The organism is Nannocystis pusilla (genome assembly GCF_026626665.1).
In the GTDB taxonomy this organism is placed as follows: Bacteria; Myxococcota_A; Polyangia; order Nannocystales; family Nannocystaceae; genus Nannocystis; species Nannocystis pusilla.
Genome location: NZ_JAPNKE010000002.1, coordinates 8,902,350 through 8,919,067, shown reverse-complemented (window position 1 = coordinate 8,919,067; position 16,718 = coordinate 8,902,350). Strand labels below are relative to the sequence as shown.

General features: G+C 72.0%; 14 protein-coding genes and 1 pseudogene. 7 read left to right on the top strand and 8 right to left on the bottom strand.

Translation table 11 applies throughout. From position 1 onward, the window contains the following. Nucleotides 1–498: 498 nt before the first annotated feature. From hemE to add, 4 genes are all read left to right on the top strand, one after another. A complete protein-coding gene (hemE, locus tag OV079_RS39375) occupies nucleotides 499–1,515 on the top strand; it encodes a uroporphyrinogen decarboxylase (protein ID WP_267774803.1) in 1,017 nt (338 codons plus the stop codon). After that, nucleotides 1,512–3,287, top strand: coding sequence for a mechanosensitive ion channel domain-containing protein (locus tag OV079_RS39370; RefSeq protein WP_267774802.1), 1,776 nt, complete (start codon nucleotides 1,512–1,514; stop codon nucleotides 3,285–3,287). The genes hemE and OV079_RS39370 overlap by 4 nt, the downstream gene beginning before the upstream one ends. 235 nt (nucleotides 3,288–3,522) lie before the next feature. Beyond that, the gene (gene hpt / locus OV079_RS39365; protein WP_267774801.1) at nucleotides 3,523–4,098 is read left to right on the top strand and encodes a hypoxanthine phosphoribosyltransferase; all 576 of its coding nucleotides are present in this window, start codon (nucleotides 3,523–3,525) and stop codon (nucleotides 4,096–4,098) included. A 27-nt stretch (nucleotides 4,099–4,125) separates the two neighbouring features. Next, on the top strand, nucleotides 4,126–5,190 hold the full coding sequence (gene add, locus OV079_RS39360; RefSeq protein WP_267774800.1) for an adenosine deaminase: 1,065 nt from the start codon (nucleotides 4,126–4,128) through the stop codon (nucleotides 5,188–5,190). Nucleotides 5,191–5,196: 6 nt separating this feature from the next. Here the strand turns inward: add and OV079_RS39355 are convergent, their stop codons facing one another. Continuing rightward, on the bottom strand, nucleotides 5,197–5,601 hold the full coding sequence (locus OV079_RS39355) for a hypothetical protein (protein WP_267774799.1): 405 nt from the start codon (nucleotides 5,599–5,601) through the stop codon (nucleotides 5,197–5,199). A gap of 22 nt (nucleotides 5,602–5,623) precedes the next feature. Next, nucleotides 5,624–6,232, bottom strand: coding sequence for a hypothetical protein (locus tag OV079_RS39350; protein ID WP_267774798.1), 609 nt, complete (start codon nucleotides 6,230–6,232; stop codon nucleotides 5,624–5,626). Nucleotides 6,233–6,361: 129 nt separating this feature from the next. Here OV079_RS39350 and OV079_RS39345 point away from each other — a divergent pair, with 129 nt between their 5' ends. Together OV079_RS39345 and OV079_RS39340 are read left to right on the top strand one after the other, a co-directional pair. Continuing rightward, nucleotides 6,362–7,609: a nucleotidyl cyclase domain-containing protein gene (locus OV079_RS39345; RefSeq protein ID WP_267774797.1), complete on the top strand. Its 1,248-nt coding sequence runs from the start codon at nucleotides 6,362–6,364 to the stop codon at nucleotides 7,607–7,609. A gap of 40 nt (nucleotides 7,610–7,649) precedes the next feature. Then, complete coding sequence (locus OV079_RS39340) at nucleotides 7,650–9,671, top strand: HEAT repeat domain-containing protein (protein ID WP_267774796.1); 2,022 nt, start codon at nucleotides 7,650–7,652, stop codon at nucleotides 9,669–9,671. Between the two features lie 289 nt (nucleotides 9,672–9,960). Here OV079_RS39340 and OV079_RS39335 read toward each other — a convergent pair whose 3' ends face one another. The 6 genes and pseudogenes from OV079_RS39335 to OV079_RS39310 form a co-directional block, all read right to left on the bottom strand. Continuing rightward, nucleotides 9,961–10,167: a hypothetical protein gene (locus OV079_RS39335; RefSeq protein WP_267774795.1), complete on the bottom strand. Its 207-nt coding sequence runs from the start codon at nucleotides 10,165–10,167 to the stop codon at nucleotides 9,961–9,963. A gap of 455 nt (nucleotides 10,168–10,622) precedes the next feature. Next, nucleotides 10,623–12,116, bottom strand: a complete 1,494-nt coding sequence (locus OV079_RS39330; RefSeq protein WP_267774794.1) for a ferritin-like domain-containing protein — start codon at nucleotides 12,114–12,116, stop codon at nucleotides 10,623–10,625. Between the two features lie 566 nt (nucleotides 12,117–12,682). Then, nucleotides 12,683–13,474, bottom strand: a pseudogene (locus OV079_RS39325) (DNA-methyltransferase); the annotation flags it as partial. Next, nucleotides 13,365–14,141, bottom strand: a complete 777-nt coding sequence (locus OV079_RS39320; RefSeq protein ID WP_267774792.1) for an L-threonylcarbamoyladenylate synthase — start codon at nucleotides 14,139–14,141, stop codon at nucleotides 13,365–13,367. The gene OV079_RS39320 and the pseudogene OV079_RS39325, both read right to left, overlap by 110 nt. A gap of 39 nt (nucleotides 14,142–14,180) precedes the next feature. Then, nucleotides 14,181–15,215, bottom strand: a complete 1,035-nt coding sequence (gene fbaA / locus OV079_RS39315) for a class II fructose-bisphosphate aldolase (RefSeq protein ID WP_267774791.1) — start codon at nucleotides 15,213–15,215, stop codon at nucleotides 14,181–14,183. 100 nt (nucleotides 15,216–15,315) lie between these two features. Beyond that, nucleotides 15,316–16,233 (bottom strand): hypothetical protein, encoded by a 918-nt coding sequence (locus OV079_RS39310; RefSeq protein ID WP_267774790.1) that lies wholly within the window; start codon nucleotides 16,231–16,233, stop codon nucleotides 15,316–15,318. 107 nt (nucleotides 16,234–16,340) lie between these two features. On the opposite strand from OV079_RS39310, the gene OV079_RS39305 reads away from it, so the two are divergent. Continuing rightward, the gene (locus OV079_RS39305; RefSeq protein ID WP_267774789.1) at nucleotides 16,341–16,502 is read left to right on the top strand and encodes a hypothetical protein; all 162 of its coding nucleotides are present in this window, start codon (nucleotides 16,341–16,343) and stop codon (nucleotides 16,500–16,502) included. The last annotated feature ends 216 nt before the right edge of the window (nucleotides 16,503–16,718 follow it).

Here is a 16,718-nt window from a genome sequence, read left to right as displayed (position 1 = left end):
TCGTGTCGGGCTCGGTCGTCTCGCCGGTCTCGCCGGTGGTCGCTATTGTCGTCTCGCCGGTCGTGCTCATCGCCTCGGTGGTGCTCGGCGCCCCCGTGCCGGTGTCCGAGGTCGTCGGCTCGCCGGTGGCCGAGAGCGCGGTCGTCGAGCTCGCGGTGGTCACGCTGTCGGCGGTCGGGTCGAGGCTCGTGGACTGCGAATCGGTGGAGTTCGACGACCCCGTCGAGCCCGGCCCGCTGGCTTCGGTGGAGCCTTCGGTGTTCGAGGCCGAGGCGGTGCTGTTGCCGAGGGTCTCGCTGCTCTGGGGAGCGGCCGTCGAACACGCCCCGAGGCCGATGCTGGAGATCAAAAAGAGAGATCTAAGTCGCATGGGCCGAAGGATGGCAAAGGGCCCGCGGACGCGCCAGGGGGCGCCGAACCGCCCGCGCCGCCGCGTGTGCATCCGCGCCTCGCACGCGGGGCCCCGCGCCCCCCGGGGTGCGCTATCGTGCCCGGGCCATGCACAACGACAGCTTCCTCCGCGCCTGCCGCGGCGAACGCCCCGAGCGGACCCCGATCTGGCTCATGAGACAGGCCGGGCGCTACCTCCCCGAGTACCGCGCGGTCCGGGCCAAGGTCAGCTTCGAGGAGCTGTGCCGCAGCCCCGACCTGTGCGCCGAGGTCACGCTGCAGCCGATCGATCGCCTCGGCGTCGACGCCGCGATCCTGTTCTCCGACATCCTCGTCGTGTTCGACGCGCTCGGCGTCGACGTCCGCTTCGAGCCCTCGCCGGTGGTCGCCGCCCCCGTGCGCACCCAGGCCGACGTCGACCGCCTGCAGTGGATCGACCCGCGCGAGGCCTGCCACTACGTCTACGCGGCCGTGCGCGCCTGCAAGGCCGCCCTCGCCGACCGCGTGCCGCTGATCGGCTTCTGCGGCGCCCCCTTCACCACCCTCAGCTACCTCGTCGAGGGCAAGACCAGCCGCGAGTTCGAACATGTCAAATCGCTCATGTTCTGCGAGCCAGGTCTCTTCGGACAGCTGATGGCGCGCATCACCGACCTCCTGATCGACTACCTGCGCGGCCAGGTCGAGGCCGGCGTCGACGCGCTGCAGGTGTTCGACAGCTGGGCCGGGGCGCTCGCGCCCGACGACTACCGCGAGCACGTGCAGCCGCACACCGCCCGCCTGTGCGCCGCCGTGCGCCAGTTCGGCGTGCCGCTCATCATGTTCACCCGCGGCAACGCCAACCTGCTCGCCTCCTCGGCCGAGATGCCGGCCGACGTCGTCGGCATCGACTGGTCGATCGACATGGCCCAGGCGATCGACGTCGTCGGCCCCGAGCGGGTCGTGCAGGGCAACCTCGACCCGTTCGCGCTGCTCGGCCCGCCCGCGCTGGTCGAGCGCAAGGCGCGGGCGGTGGTCGCCGCCGGGCGGCGGGCCAAGGCCCACATCTTCAACCTCGGCCATGGGATCTCCCGCCACACCGACCCGGCGATCGCCCGCCTCCTGGTCGACACGGTCCACGACGCATGAGCCTCTCGTCACGCGTGCTCCTGCCCGCCGCGCTCGCGGCGCTGACCGCCGCGTGTACGCGCCCGCAGACCGCCCCGCCGCCCGAACCACCGCCGCCCGACGCCCCCGTCCTGCCCGCGCAGCCGATCCGCCACGGCGCCGGCGAGGTCCTCGACCTCACCGTCCCCCTGCTGGCCGGTCCCGGCCTGCCGCTGCCCAGCCTGCGCGGCCGCGTCGTCGTCCTCGAGCTCACCTCGGCGGCGCTGCCCTCGTGGCCGGCGAGCTTCGCCCTCTACAACGACCTCCTGCGCGAGCACGGCGCCGCCCGCCTCGCCGTCGTCGTCGTCGCCCTCGACAGCGACCGCAGCCGCCTCAGCCCCGAGCCCGACCTGCGCCTCCACGGCTTCGAGCTCGGCTGGGATCCGCAGGGCGCCCTCGCGGCCCGCTTGCAGGTCGCCGCGCTGCCGACGGCGCTGGTCCTCGGCCGCGACGGACGGATCGTCCACGTCGCGAGCGGCCCCGCGCCGGAGGCCCCCGCGCGCTCGTCGACGCCGTACGCGCCGCTCTGGGCCCCTGAGGTCCGAAGACCACACTCGAAGACGCGTATCCCCTCTCATGACTTGAACCGCGGCCCGACAGCACGGCATCCTCGGGCGTCCGCGTATGCCCGAAGCGCTGCTGGAGCTGCTCGAAGTCCCCACGATCCGCGCCGGCGCCGTCCTCCTCGGCTCCTTCGTCGCTGCCTTCCTGATCGAGCTGTTCTTCCGCGGCGTCGTGCTGATCCTGGTGCGGAAGACCAAACCGACCTCGACGATCAAATTGTCGCGATCTTGCGACGCCCGATTTTCATCACCGTGCTGCTGGTCGGGCTGCGCTGGTCGGCCAGCATCGTCGACAGCGCTGGCCGCTTCAAGCACATCGGCGACCCGCTGCTCGAGACGGTGGCCGTGATCGTGTGGACGGGCGCGGCCATCCGGATCGCCACGCTCGTCCTGCGTCACTTCAGCCAGCGCGCCGGCGAGGGCTCGTTCCTGCAGCCGCGCACGCTGCCGCTGTTCGACATGTTCGCCAAGCTGATCCTGTTCGGCGGCGCCACCTACTTCGCCTTGCTGGCGTGGAAGGTCGACGTCACCGGCTGGCTCGCCTCGGCCGGCATCGTCGGCATCGCCGTCGGCTTCGCCGCCAAGGACTCGCTGGCCAACCTGTTCGCCGGCATCTTCATCCTCGCCGACGCCCCCTACAAGATCGGCGACATGATCAAGTTCGACGACGGCTCGCGCGGCCGCGTCACCGACATCGGCCTGCGCTCGACCCGGATCCTCACCCGCGACAACATCGAGATCACCGTCCCCAACTCGATCATCGGCAACTCCAAGGTCGTCAACGAGAGCGCCGGCCCGGCCGAGAAGGAGCGCGTGGCGATCAAGGTGTCGGTCGCCTACGGCTCCGACATCGACCTCGTGCGCGGCGTGCTCCTCGAATGTCCGAAAGGCCAGCCGCACATCTGCAGCGACCCGGCCCCCACCGTCGTGTTTACCAGCTTCGGCGCCTCGGGCCTCGAGTTCTCGCTGATGGTGTGGATCGTCCAGCCGGGCCTTTTGGAGGACGTGCTCGACAACCTCAACTGCCGCGTCTACAAGGCCCTGACGGCCGCGTGCATCGAGATCCCCTACTCGAAGCACGACGTCTACATCAAGGGCCTGCCGGAGCCCGTCGCCCTGCCCGCCCCCGAGCCGCGCCCCGCTCTCGCCCTCGGCGCCCCGCGCCCGCTGCTGGCCCCGCCCGCCCCGTGAGCGCGCGGCGGCCCGGCCGATTCGACGCCGCGGCGGGCCTCGTGAACTCGATCGCCTCGACGCGCCTCGGCCACGCCGCTCGCATCGCTCGACCTCCGCTCTCGGAGCTCGCGGACGTCGCGGACGTCGTCGTCACCCGCGGCGACCGCTGCGTCCGCGCCGGAGCGGCAATTCCGGCCCGCGCGCGGGCTGACGCGCCCGCGGCGCTCGTGTATCCTCCCGCGCAAGAGCGCGCATGACACACACGACCACGGACACCTGGCAGGGCGGCCTCACCGCGGACCTCTCGAAGATCCTCCTGACCGAGGCGCAGATCCACCAGCGCGTCGCCGAGCTCGGGCGCACGCTGGCGAGCGAGTACGCAGACAAGGACCCGCTGATGGTCGGGATCTTGAGCGGCAGCCTGTTGTTCATGGCCGACCTCGTGCGGCACATGAACATCCCGCTGTCGATCGACTTCATGGCCGTCTCGTCGTACGGCGACCGCACCACCTCTTCGGGCGAGGTGCGGATCTTGAAGGACCTGAGCAACGCGGCCACGGGCCGCCACATCGTCCTGGTCGAGGACATCGTCGACAGCGGCCTGACCCTCGATTACCTGTGCGACGTCCTCCGCACGCGCCACCCGGCCTCGCTCGAGATCTGCACGCTGCTCGACAAGCACGAGGCGCGCAAGCGGCCGCTGCAGGTCCGCCACGTCGGCTTCCCGTGCCCCAACGAGTTCGTGGTCGGCTACGGCCTCGACTACGCCGGCCACTACCGCAACCTCCCGTACATCGGCGTGCTCAAGCCGGCGATCTACACCACCTGATCTTTACGACATGTCCCTGAGGCCAGCATGACCGACCCCCTGACGCTGGAGCAGATCCAGCGCCTGCCGAAGACCGACCTGCACGTCCACCTCGACGGGTCGATGCGGCTCGCCACGATCCTCGAGCTCGCGCGCGAGCGCGGCGTCTCGCTGCCCGCCGACACGCCCGAGGGCCTCGCCGCGGCCATGCACCTCGGGCAGAACGCCGGCAGCCTGGTCGCCTACCTCAAGGCCTTCGACGTCACCCTGCAGGTGCTGCAGGACGAGGAGGCCCTCTACCGCGCCGCCTTCGAGCTGGCCGCCGACGCCGCCGCCGAGAACGTGCGCTACATGGAGGTCCGCTACTCGCCGATGCTGCACACCCGGCGCCGGCTCGGCCTCACGCGCGTGGTCGAGACCGTGCTGCGCGGCCTGCACGACGCCCAGCAGGCCCACAACATCGAGAGCAACCTGATCCTGTGCGGGATCAGGAACATCTCGCCCGAGTCCTCGCTGCGCATGGCCGAGCTCGTGGTCGCCTACAAGAACCGCGGCGTGGTCGGCTTCGACCTCGCCGGCGCCGAGTACGACTACCCGCCCAAGGACCACCACGAGGCCTTCAACCTCGTGCGCCAGAACAACATCAACGTCACGATCCACGCCGGCGAGGCCTACGGCCCGGCCTCGATCGCGCAGGCGCTTCACGTGTGCGGGGCCCACCGGATCGGCCACGGCTGCCGCCTGCGCGAGGACGGCGATCTGCTCCGCTACGTGGTGGACCACCGGATCCCGCTCGAGTGCTGCCCGTCGTCGAACGTGCAGACCGGCGCCGTCAGCAGCATCGCCGACCACCCGCTGCGCCTCTACTTCGACCTCGGCGCGCGCATCACCGTCAACACCGACAACCGCCTGATCACCGACACCACGGTGTCGCGCGAGCTCCACTTGCTCCACACCGAGCTCGGCTTCGACTTCGCCGCCCTGCGCCAGGTGATCCTCAACGGCTTCAAGAGCGCGTTCTTGCCGTACCACGAGAAGCGCCGGTTCATGCGCGCCACCGTGACCGAGCTCGACGAGTTCGCCGCCGCGAACGGCCTCGCCGGCGCGAGCTGAGCCGCGCTAGCGCGAAGGCCACACGAGCACGCGGCGGGCCAGCGGCGACGCCAGGAGCGCCGCGACGTCGCAGCGCGCCTCGAGCTCGCCGCCACGGTGCTGCCCGAGCCGCGGGCAACGGGCCAGGAACGCCCGCGAGTCGGCGTCGTCGTGCCCGTGCATGTGCTCGTGGACCAGCGCCAGGTAGGCCCACGTCAGCGTCTCGTGGTAGCGGTCCTCCGCCCCGAGCGCGGCGACGAACCGGCGCAGCGCCGCGCGAAAGGCCACGGCGGCCGCGCCGAAGTCGGCGTGCGTGCGCAGGAACAGGAACGCCACGCGCACATGTTCGCGGTGCCCGAACGCCGGGCCCGGCAGGGTCGCTGCCACGAATCCGGCCAGCAGCGCCGCGTCGTCGAGGGTCGCCTCGCTCATGCGACCGGCATGGTACCGCGGATCACTGCACCTGCACGTACACGAAGTCGTGCCCGGGGTGCGCCGCGTCGCTGCCGGCCGCCTGGTGGCAGCTCACGCACACGCTCATCGCCGGCCCGGCGTCGCCGAGGCCGTCGGCCACGATCCCGTCCTTGTCGTGCGGCGCCGGGTGATCGGCCGGCACCTCCTCGTACCAGTACCAGCTGCCGCCGTCGGTCCCTGCTTTCACGTGGCGGTAGACCGCGTAGCCGATGATGCTCGCCCCCTCGGCGTCGTACAGCTCCTTCACCGCCGAGGCGCCGACCGGGTACTCGCCGTCGCCGTGGGCCGCCAGCGCGTCGTTGCTGCAGATCCGCTGCTTCCCGTGCGGCGACACGCCGATCGTCGCGTCGTGGGCGTCGGCCTCACAGGCCCATTGCTTGTAGTGGCCCGCGGCCAGCCACTCGCGCATCGCCACCTTGCCGGTGGTCGGCGGCACCTGCGTCGCGTCCTCGGGGCCGTCGTCGGTCGTGCTGCTGCCGTCGTCGCCGCAGCCCGCGAGCAGCGCGAGCGCGACAAGACATGTCCAGATCTTCATAAAACTCCTCGCAGTCGTGATGGTCCGCGCGACCTCCTGGTCGCAGCTCGCCAACGAGGCGCCGGCTCCAGTGTTACGCGTATTCGACGTCGCGGCCGACATCCTCCGCCCAGGTCGGCCGGCGCGCCGCCGCGCGCCGCTTGTCAACCTCGCCGCGCCTTGCTACCCACAGAGCCGCTCGCCTTGGCCGCCAAGTTCGCCCGCACGCAGTACTCGCCCGCGCTGTTCGACCTCGCCCAGGACATCGTCGGCGGCCTTCCGCTCCGCTTGCTCGAGCGGTGGTGGGAGAGCGAGCAGACCGAGGCCGACGCCCTGCGCCTGCTCGCGGCCTGCCGCGTCGCCGGCTACAACGTCGTGTCCGACGCGGCCGGCCTCACGCGCATGACCGCCGAGCGCGGCTTGATGGAGATCCTCGCCATCATCGACCAGCCGAAGGCGATCGTCCACGAGCTGGGCCTCTCGATCGGCGGCGAGAGCGTGGGGATCTGGGCGGCCGACAACACGCAGATGTTCTACCCCGAGGCGGTCCCGGCCGAGCGCCTGCTCGCGGCGCTGCTCACGGTGCAGGACCTGGTGGCCCGCCGCTGCGCGATCAAGATCGGCCTCGCCGCCCACTTCGGCGAGTTCTACAGCGCCAGCGGCGGCCTCTACGGCGACGCCTCGGACGCGATCGAGGCGCTCGCCGAGGACCACGTCGCCGGCGGCGAGATCGTCGTCAGCCAGGCCGTGGCCGGTCGCCTGCCGCCCGCGCACGACTTCACGCTCATCGCCATCGGCGAGGCGAACGGGCTCGGTCCGCTGTGGCGTCTCGTCGACGGTCCCCGCCTGTCCCTCGGGACATCCAGCGGAAGGCGCTACCCGATCCCCTACTCCGACGCCTTCCACGCCGACCTCACGCGCCTCGCGGCCAGCCTCGGCGACCGCGAGCTGGCGCGCGAGATGACCGCCAAGTACACGCGGCACGAGGTCGTGGTGCTCGTCGAGCGCCACGCCCAGGACGCCGACAGCCGCGCGGTCGCGCTGTTCGACAACCTGTCGCTGTCGGCCAAGATGAAGGACGCGGGCCTGCGTCACCTCGCCGCCGCGCGCGGGGTCGAGGTCAAGGTCTCGGGGCCGCTCGGCATCTACACCTTCGACGAGCCGGCGCGCGCGCTCGCGTTCGCCCGGACCTTCCGCAGCGAGCTCGCGGAGGGCGGCATCGACTGCCGGATCGGCGTCGACCAGGGCCCCGTGCTGGTGTTCGACCTCGCCGGCGGCGGCAAGGACATCGCCGGCATGCCGGTCAACATCGCCTCGAAGATGGCCCAGGACTGCGGCGAGTGGGGCAAGCTGTACCTCAGCGATCGCGTGCACGCCTGCGTCGACGCCGACGACTTGCGCGAGCGTCGGTTCTTCGTCTCCGGCGTCGAGCTGCGCGCCTTCGAGGGCTGACGCGTGCGCGCCGGTGCGGCGTGCTATCCTGGGGCTTTGTATGCGCTCGGTCGGCCTCGACGTATTCGTATGCCTGTCGCTGACGAGCGGATGTCGCCCCGCGCCGCCCCCACCCGCGCCCACGACCGCGCCCGAGGTCTCGACCTGTGACGGACCGTCGCCCGCCGCCGGCCCCTCCGCCCTCACGGCCAACCTCGACAGCGCATTCGTCTGCGACCCGCGCCCCGGCGCGGCCGGGTGGATCCACGCGGGCTCGTCGTTCTCGTCGCTACCCGACCTCCCGCCGCGCGAGGCGGCGCCGCTCGACGTCCAGCTGCCGCGCTACGCCCTGGTGTTCGACGGCCGCGACGGCCCGCGGCTGGAGCACGCACTGAGCACGCTGCGCGCCGAGGCCGACTATCGCCTGCTCGTCGCCGGCACCCGGGCGCCGCGCGGGGCGGCCCACCACGCCCCGCCGACCCGCGCCGGCGTCGCCGAATTGCTCGCCGCCCTGCGTCGCGAGCTGCAGCCCGGCGCGATGCTGGTGCTCCTCGCCGCCGAGGTCGACGAGCTGGCCGACGACGCGTGGGGCTGCATCCCGCTGCAGGACGCCTGCCTGCCGCTCGGCGAGCTGCAGCAGGAGCTCGCCGAGCTCCGCACCGGCGCGCGCGTCGTCGTGCTGGCGCAGGCGCGCCCGCGGCTGGCCTTCAGCGCGCTGGCCGACGCCGCCGCGGTGGTGGTGACCTTCCCTTCGGGACAGGTCGGAGATCGGGCCGCGCGCGCCTTCTGGTCGCCGCAGGTCCCCGACCGCGACGGCGACGGCGTGATCGCGGTGCGCGAGCGGGCCGCGCAGGCGCACCGCATCGATCGCGGCGGCGTGCGCTTCGTCGACCCGCTCGGCACTTTGTCGTTCGCGCGCCGCCAGGCCCGCGCTCGCGGCAGCGCGCCGCTCGAGGTCGAGGGTCGGCCCGCGCTCGACGCCGCCGTCGCCGACCTCGCGCCGGGGCAGATCGCGGTCGTCAACCTCTCCACCACCTGGTGCGCCGCGTGCGTCCCGTTCCGCGCCACCTTCGCCGACCTCGCGCGGCGCACCGGCGGCCCGCTGCGCTTCATCCACGCCGAGACCGACGAGCAGTGGGAGGGCTTCGGCGCGCGCAGCTACCCCGCGGTCGCCTTCATCGCCCCCGGCGGGCGCCTCCTCGGCGTCGCGCACGACACCGACGATCCGCTCGCCGCCCTCGCGCTCGCCGAGTTCGAGTCCATCGACGATCGCCTCGCCTACCACCGCGCCGAGCTGCACAGCCGCGATCACCGGGTGCGCGGACGGGGCGCGCGGGCGATCCTCGCCCTCGGTCCGCCGGGCGCCGCGCTGGTCGACGACCTCGCGCGCGACCTCCACGACGAGCCGGTCGCCGCGATCATCCTCGACATCTTGCAGGCGCTCGCCAGCCACGGCGAAAAGGCCCGGCACACCGCGCCCGAGATGGTCGCCCTGTTCAATCACCAGGACAGCTTCGTGCGGCGCTCGGCCCTCCTCGCGCTGCGCAGCGTCGGCGCCGATCCCAGGCCGATCGCCTGCCCGCTGGTCGCGCTCGTCGCCGATCCGGACCCGGGCGTGCGCTCGGCGGCGATCGACCTGCTCGCCGCCGATCCGTCGCTTCCGCCCGCGATCCTGCCGGCCTTGCGCGTCATCATGGAAGACGAGTCGCCCGCGGTGCGGCGGGTCGCGCTCGCCGCGTTTCGTCGCCTGCCCTGGGGCGACGCCGCGATCGCGGCCTTGCCGACGCTGCTGCGCCTCGTCACGCCCGGCGAGCCCGACGATCAGCGCGCCGAGGCGATCGCCGCGCTGATCGACCTCGGCCCGCGGGCGACCGCCGCGATCCCCGACCTCACGCGCCTGCTGGCCGACGCCGATCCCACCATTCGCCGCCAGGCCGCGCTCGCGCTCGGCAATTGCGGCGCCGCAGCGAGCTGCGCGGTGCCGTCATTGGCCGCGCTCGCGGCCGACCCGGATCCGCACACCCGCCGCAAGTCCGGCGAGGCGACGGCGAAGATCGGCGCCGACCGGCGAATGCGACAATAGCGACCGAGCCGCCGCCCGAATGCACACACCACGGCCGGCGCCGCTCCGGCCGCCTGCGCCGAATCGGGCCCATTCTCCGGAATTCGGCCGATCCAGCGCCGACGTCCGATCGCGGTCCGATGGACCGAAACGGGTCCGATCGAATCATCGGAGTGCATGCTATTGATTCTCGCATGCACATGACAAACCGTATCCACCTCTTCATCGTCGCCTCGACCGTGCTGGCGTGCACCTTCGAGAGCAAGCTCTACGACGGGGACACCGCGAACACAGCCACCACCGGCGATTCTCACGGCACCTGGGACACCTGGCAGGGCACCACCCTCGAGACCAGCGGCCCGGGGCCGGCGACGACCACCGCGGGGCCCGGCTGGACCTCCGACACCGAGGGCCCGCCGGTCACCTCCACCACCGGCGTCTCCGACACCGAGGGCCCCGGCTGGACCAGCACCACGATCGTCTCCGAGAGCGGCTGGACCACCGCCGACGTGAGCACGGGCGAGTTCCCGGGTCCGCCAGCGACACCACCTCGCAGTACACCACCAGCCAGCCCGAGGAGCCGGTGCCGTGCGACGGCGAGGCGGAGCCGCTCGACGTCGAGGTCCTGGCCTACCTCGAGTCGCAGATCCCGGCGAACCCCGATAGCGACGGCACCACCGGCGAGGACGACGATCCGAACCTGCTGTACGTCCGCTTCTCGAGCGAGACCTTCACCTGCGCCGACCCGCACGAGCGCCTCTCGTGCGATCACCAGTGGGAGCTGTCGCTGCGGATCCCCGCCGCATTCCAGGCCCCCGGCCTCTACACCGTGAAGTGGACCGACATCCTCGGCTTCGGCCAGGAGACCGGCAACGACGCCCCCGCCGATGACTGTGACGGCGGCGGCAGCACGGCCACGGGCACGCTCGAGATCATCGCCATCGACGAGGACAAGGTCGTCGGTCGCCTGTGTCACGTGAAGTGGTCGGGCCTCGACAACCATCCGAGCTCGACGGCAAATTCATCGCCCCGCGCTGCCCGCAGTGATCCCCGGCTCAGGCCGCCGCGACCTGTTCGGCGCGGCCGAGCAGCGCGTCGGCGGCCGGGCCGATCACCCCGACCAGCGCGTCGCGGCACAGCGTCATCTGCACCTCGGGCGACAGGCGGCCGTGCGCGCAGCTGCTCCGGGTCGGCGTCGGTCGGCCACGGGCGCACGGCGATCGGCTCGCGCAGGGCCGCGGCGAACGCCTCGCGCACGGCCTCGCGCACCGCGGGCGAGCGGCCCAGGGCCCACTGCACGAACCGCCAGGCCAGCTGCGAGTGGCGGCCCTCGTCGACCGCGATCTGCTTCAGCGCGCTGCGGACCGCGTAGTCGTCGGCCTGGAACGTCGCCACCTGGGCCAGCAGCGCCGCCAGCGTCTCGCCGACGCAGCCCTCGCGCACCGCCGCGGCCGCCAGCGCCGGCAGGTCGGTGTCGCCTAGCGCAGAGGACATGTCCAATCGGCCAGGTCCCATCGGCGTCCCCGCGTACGCGCCCGCCAGCGCGTAGCAGGCGCGCGCGTGGGCGATCTCGTCGGCCATCGCGCGCTGCGCCCCGTCGACCAGCGAGGCCGGCGCGCCGACGGCCAGCAGCTGGAGGGCGAAGCGGGCGAACGCGGCCACCGACGCGTGCTCGTCGGCCGCCGCGGCGCCCCACAGCTCGGCCAGCGCGGCGCGGGTCGGATCGTCGAGGCCCGCGAGCGACGGCAGCACCTGGCCGCCCCAGTCGCTGCGGCGCAGGTTCGGCGCCACCCGGCCCTCGCCCTCGACCACGAACGGCCGGCCCTCGCAGACCATGCCGTCGCCGTGGGCGACGAAGTAGCAGCACTGGTCGGGCTGCGCCGGCATCGGGTCCGGGCCGCACTGCACGATCAGCTCGGTGTAGCTGCAGAACGGATCGCCGCTGGCCGCCGCGTTGGCCCAGCTCTCGGTGCACGCCGCGTCGCAGGCGGCGCAGTCGGCCAGGCCGTCGGGCACCGGGAAGCACACGTACTTCTGCATCATCCCGGGCGGCGGCGGGTCGCACGTCAGCTCGCTGGTGTCGCCGGTGGTCTGCTCGCCGGTCGTGGAGGTCGTCGTCGACGTCGTGCCCGTCGTCGTCGTCGTGCCGCTGGCCTCGCCGGTCGTCTCGGCGGTGGTGGTCTCCTCGCCGGTGATCGAGTTCACCGTGGTCGTGATCGTGCCGGCGCTCGTGCCCTCGCTCGTCGTCGTCGTCGTCGTCGCGCCCTCCGTGGTGTCCGTCACCGCGCCCGAGTCGTCGGTCGCGCTGGTCGTCACCGCCGTCGTGGCCGCGCCGGTCGATGACGTGGAGCCCGGGTCGGTGGCCGCCGTGGTCTCGCCGCTCGCGCCGCCACAAGCCGCCACCAGACCCAGCCCGGCCATCAGCTCGACGTAGAAGGCGCGGGTCACGTCAAAGTAGGAGCGCATGGGGGAAACCTAGCCAAGCCGTGCCGACCACGCCACCGGGCTCATGCGATTCACGGCACGACACGGATGTCGTGACCGACCGCCCTCGCTCGCACCTCCGGCAATCACACCATGCGACGCGCCGGCCGCGGTCGATCGCCGCGGTCGACAGTCCGCGCAATTACGCGCACATGTCCCTTGGACATCTTGCCGCGCTCGGCCGCGAATGTTCGCATGGGTAAAAGAAACACGTTTCAACCGACCTCTTCGGCCGCCGCCGGGCCCTCGCCGACGATCGCGGGCGTTTCGCTCGTCTCCGCCGCGAGCGTCACCTCGGCCTCGCGCGGCGCCTCGTCCGCGAGCGACTCGCCCGGCGCTGCGTCTTGCCGCGTCGACTCCGGTGACGCCGCGGGCCGATCTTCGACCTCCGGCGAGTCGCCCGGCGCTGCGTCCTGCTCCAGGGACGCCGCCGCTGGCCGATCTTCCCCCGTCGGCGACTCGGCCGCGAGCGGCCCTGTGGCCGGTGCCTCGTCCGGCGCCGCCGCGACGGTCTCGCGCTGCAACAACACCAGCGAGCCGAGCGCCTCGAGCGTCGGCGCCGCGAACTCGAGCCGCCGGCGCATCACCTCGACCGCCTCGGGGTTCTGATCGACCAGCACCACGTCGCGACCGTGGCGCAGCGCCGCCTCGCCGAAGCTGCCGCTGCCGGCGAAGAAGTCGAGCAGCAGGTCGCCGGGGCGCGAGTGGACGACCACGATCCGCTCGAGGATCTTGAGCGGCTTCTGCGTCGGGTAGCCGGTCTTCTCGCGCCCCTGCGGGCTGACGATCGTCTGCCACCACACGTCGGTCGGGGTCTTGCCGCGGGCGGCCTTCTCCGGCCCGACGAGGCCCGGCGCCATGTAGGGGATCCGATCGATCGCCTCGTACTGGAACGTGTAGCGCGCGGGGTCGCGGGCGTACCACAGGATGTTGTCGTGCTTGGCCGACCAGCGGGACTTCGAGCGACCGCCGTAGTCGTACGACCACACGATCTCGTTCATGAAGCACTCGCGGCCGAAGATCTGGTCGCAGGCGATCTTCGCGTAGTGCACCTCGCGGTAATCGAGGTGCAGGAAGAAGCTGCCGTCGGCCGCCAGCAAGCGGTGCGCCTGCTCGAGCCGCGGCCACAGGAACTCGAGGTAGTCGTCGAAGACGTCGGCGTAGCGGCGCTCGCCGAGCTTGATCGTGCGGTAGCGCTGGCCCTTGAAGCCGGTGCGGTCGCCGTCGGCGTCACGCACGGTCCGCAGCTGCGCCCGCCGCTGGGTCTGGCCGGTGTTGAACGGCGGGTCGATGTAGATGAGCGAGAAGCCGCCGGCCGGCAGGCCGGGCAGCAGGTCCATGTTGTCGGCGAGCACGATTCGCGCCCGCGGCCGCGGCGGCGCCGCCTCGTCGCTCACGGACGGTAGTCCCCTTGCCCTCGCGCAACACCTCGATGTCGTCGCCGATCATCCGCAGCACCGTCGACGGGTCGGGCCACTGCGGGCCGACGTCGACCGTCACCGCCACCTCGCGGGCGTAGCGGTTCTCGAGCTCCTCGGCGTCCTCGAGCTCGGGCGTCGCGTCCTCGCCCGGCGTGACCGAGCCGGTCAGCAGCGGCTCGCCGAGCTCGCCGATCAACATGCGGCACACCAGGTGGTCGGGCACGCGCAGGCCGACCTCGTGGTGGCGGTTGTGCATGCTCTTCGGCACCTCGGACGTCGCCGCCAGCACCAGGGTGTACGGCCCCGGCAGCAGGCGGCGGACCAGGCGGAAGTGCGTGTTGCCGAGCACGCCGAAGCGGCCGACGTCGGTCAGCCCCGCCACGATCATCGTCAACGGCTTGTGCGAGCGCTCGTCGAGCCCCTTGAGCTTGCGGATCGCCGCGATGCCCTTGGGGCTCGACATGGCGCAGCCGAACGCGTACCCGGTGTCAGTCGGGTAGACGATCACCTGCCCCTTCTTCAGGGCGTCGACCGCGGGCTGCAGCTTGCGCGGGTTCGGGCGCTCGGCGTCGACGTGTACCCGCATGATCGTTTCGTGCAGCTTTCGTGGAGGGTCGAGTGGAGTCTAGCGCTTGAACAGCGAGGTGCCGGTCGAGCGCAGGTCGGCGCAGGCCTGCTTGACGCGCGCCTGCATGCTCTTCTCGGCGGCCTTGAGGTACGAGCGCGGGTCGTATTGCTTCTTGTTGCCGACCTCGCCGTCGATCTTCAGCACGCCGTCGTAGTTCTTCAGCATGTGGTCGGCGATGGGCCGGGTATAGGTGTACTGGGTGTCGGTGTCGATGTTCATCTTGACGACGCCGTACTCGAGGGTCTCGTGGATCTCGCTCAGCTCGCTGCCGGAGCCGCCGTGGAACACGAGGTCGAAGCGCGCGGCCTCGCCGAATTCGCGCGCGACCGCCTGCTGTCCGTCGCGAAGGATAGTCGGCTTGAGCTTGACGTTGCCCGGCTTGTACACGCCGTGCACGTTGCCGAAGGTGGCGGCGAACATGTAGCGCCCGCCCTTGATCTCGCGCAGCGCCCGCGCCACCGCGACCATGTCCTCGGGGGTGGTGTAGAGCTTCGACGCCGGCGCGTGCTCGTTGTTGACCCCGTCCTCCTCGCCACCGACCACGCCGGCCTCGACCTCGAGGATGATGTCGAGCTCGGCGCACTCCTGGAGCAGCTCACGCGCGACCTTCATGTTCTCGCCGAGCGGCAGCTCGGAGCCGTCGAACATGTGCGACGAGAACAGGTTGGGCAGCCCGGCCGCGCGCCGGCGGCGGGTCTCGGCCAGCAGCGGGCGCATGAACTTGTCGAGCTTGTCGGCCGGGCAGTGGTCGGTGTGGATCGCCACGTAGTGCGGGTGACGCTCGGCGACGCGGTGGATGAACTCCGCCAGCGCGATGGCGCCGAAGGCCATGTCCTTCACGCCCTGTCCCGAAGCGAACTCGCCGCCGCCGGTGCTCACCTGCAGGATGCCGTCGCTCTTGGCCTCGCTGAACGCCGCCAGCGCGGCGTTGATGGTGCTCGACGAGGTGATGTTGATGGCCGGGTAGGCGAACTTGTTCGCCCTGGCGTTGTCGAGCATGCGGCAGTAGGTGGCGTAGTCGGCGACGGGCATGGTTCCTCCGGGCTTGGCGCGGCCAAGGGGTAACACACCTCTCGCGCGGCGGCACCGCGAAAACCGCCGCGGCCGCTCGCCCGCGCCCGTGAGCGGCCCTTCACGCCGCCGGCGAGGGCGTGGCGCCGGCCCGCCGGGCCCGCCACGCACGCCACGCCGGCAGGACCACGGCGACCGCGTAGAGCGCGAGGATGATCGACACCGGGTCGTACGGCGTGCGCAGGCGCGGGTCGCCGAAGAAGATCGCGGCGATGATCATGGCCCCCACCAGGCAGGCCGCCAGCACGGCCAGCGCCGGATCGCGCCGGACCCCGCGCAGCGCCAGGCCGACGCCGACCAGCGACGGCAGCAGCACCACCGTGTTGAAGAAGTAGCGGTAGACCTCGGCGACCACCAGCGTGTGCTTGTGGCCCTTGCTGGTCTCGGGCCACTGCCCGGCGACGAACCACTGCAGCATCATGTTGACGAAGCTGTAGCGCACCTGCTCCAAGAGACCGGTGGCCGCGTAGCACTTGGCGCGGATGTCCTTGTGGATGAACGGGTCGCCGATGTAGCCGACGAAGCGGATGCTGTCGCCCTTGAGGGCCGGGCGCAGCGCCAGCGGCGACCACTCGGGCACCCAGTTCTTGAGCGTGCGGAAGCCGGGCAGGGTCACGCGCCGGCCATTGGTCTGGTCGTCCTTGCGCTCGGCCGTCCGCCACTCGCGCTCGGTGCGGTACGCCTGGGTGTTGATGTTGTGGCACCGCCCGGCGGTGAGGTTCATGTTGGCGTTCTCGGCGATCCCGCCCCAATAGCCGGTGTGGTAGTGGAAGCGCCACAGGCTGAAGCCGAGCGCGAGCACCAGCGGCGCGCCGACGCCGACGATGTGGTGCCACTTGATGTGCTGCAGCCGGCGCACGTTGACCAGCCAGATCAGCAGCACGAACACGTAGAACACCGCCGCTTGCGGCCGCAGCATGAACGCGATCGCCGAGGCCACGCCCGCCGGCCAGGCGCGCCGACCCTCCTGGAAGCACACCACCAGCCAGTACAGCGACAGCAGCTGCGCGCAAGAACGGCGTCTCCGAGAGGAAGAAGCCGGTCGTCGACAGGTTCGGGAACCACAGCAGCGCCGCGATCCCGGCCGTGCGCGCCTGCCAGCGCTCGCGCAGCACCCGGCACGCCAGCAGGTACGCCAGCGGCACCGACGCGGCGCCGAGGAGGCCCCACAGCAGCGCCCCCGAGAGCATCGGCGGCGCGGTGCCGAACAGCCGCAGCGGCGCCGCCAGCAGCATGTGCGTGCCGTAGGCCTGCCACGCCAGCGTCCGCGTCGGCGCCGGGATGCCCTTGTCCGCCAGCGCCACCGCCCGCTCCATGTACAGCCGCATGTCGCTGTACAGGTATTCCCCCGGCGGATGCACCCACAGCACCCAGACCAGGCGCGACAGCAGCGCCAGGCCGATCAAGATCCACAACAGACGCCGTTCCGGGGTTGGCCCACGCGCGCGAGGGTACTGGCCCGCG

Coding starts and splice junctions, on each gene's coding strand:
- fbaA (WP_267774791.1), bottom strand. CDS start 15,215: ATGCCCGTCGCCGACTACGCCACCTACTGCCGCATGCTCGACAACGCC.
- OV079_RS39355 (WP_267774799.1), bottom strand. CDS start 5,601: ATGAGCGAGGCGACCCTCGACGACGCGGCGCTGCTGGCCGGATTCGTG.
- OV079_RS39330 (WP_267774794.1), bottom strand. CDS start 12,116: ATGCGCTCCTACTTTGACGTGACCCGCGCCTTCTACGTCGAGCTGATG.
- add (WP_267774800.1), top strand. CDS start 4,126: ATGACCGACCCCCTGACGCTGGAGCAGATCCAGCGCCTGCCGAAGACC.
- OV079_RS39320 (WP_267774792.1), bottom strand. CDS start 14,141: ATGCGGGTACACGTCGACGCCGAGCGCCCGAACCCGCGCAAGCTGCAG.
- hemE (WP_267774803.1), top strand. CDS start 499: ATGCACAACGACAGCTTCCTCCGCGCCTGCCGCGGCGAACGCCCCGAG.
- OV079_RS39370 (WP_267774802.1), top strand. CDS start 1,512: ATGAGCCTCTCGTCACGCGTGCTCCTGCCCGCCGCGCTCGCGGCGCTG.
- hpt (WP_267774801.1), top strand. CDS start 3,523: ATGACACACACGACCACGGACACCTGGCAGGGCGGCCTCACCGCGGAC.
- OV079_RS39340 (WP_267774796.1), top strand. CDS start 7,650: ATGCGCTCGGTCGGCCTCGACGTATTCGTATGCCTGTCGCTGACGAGC.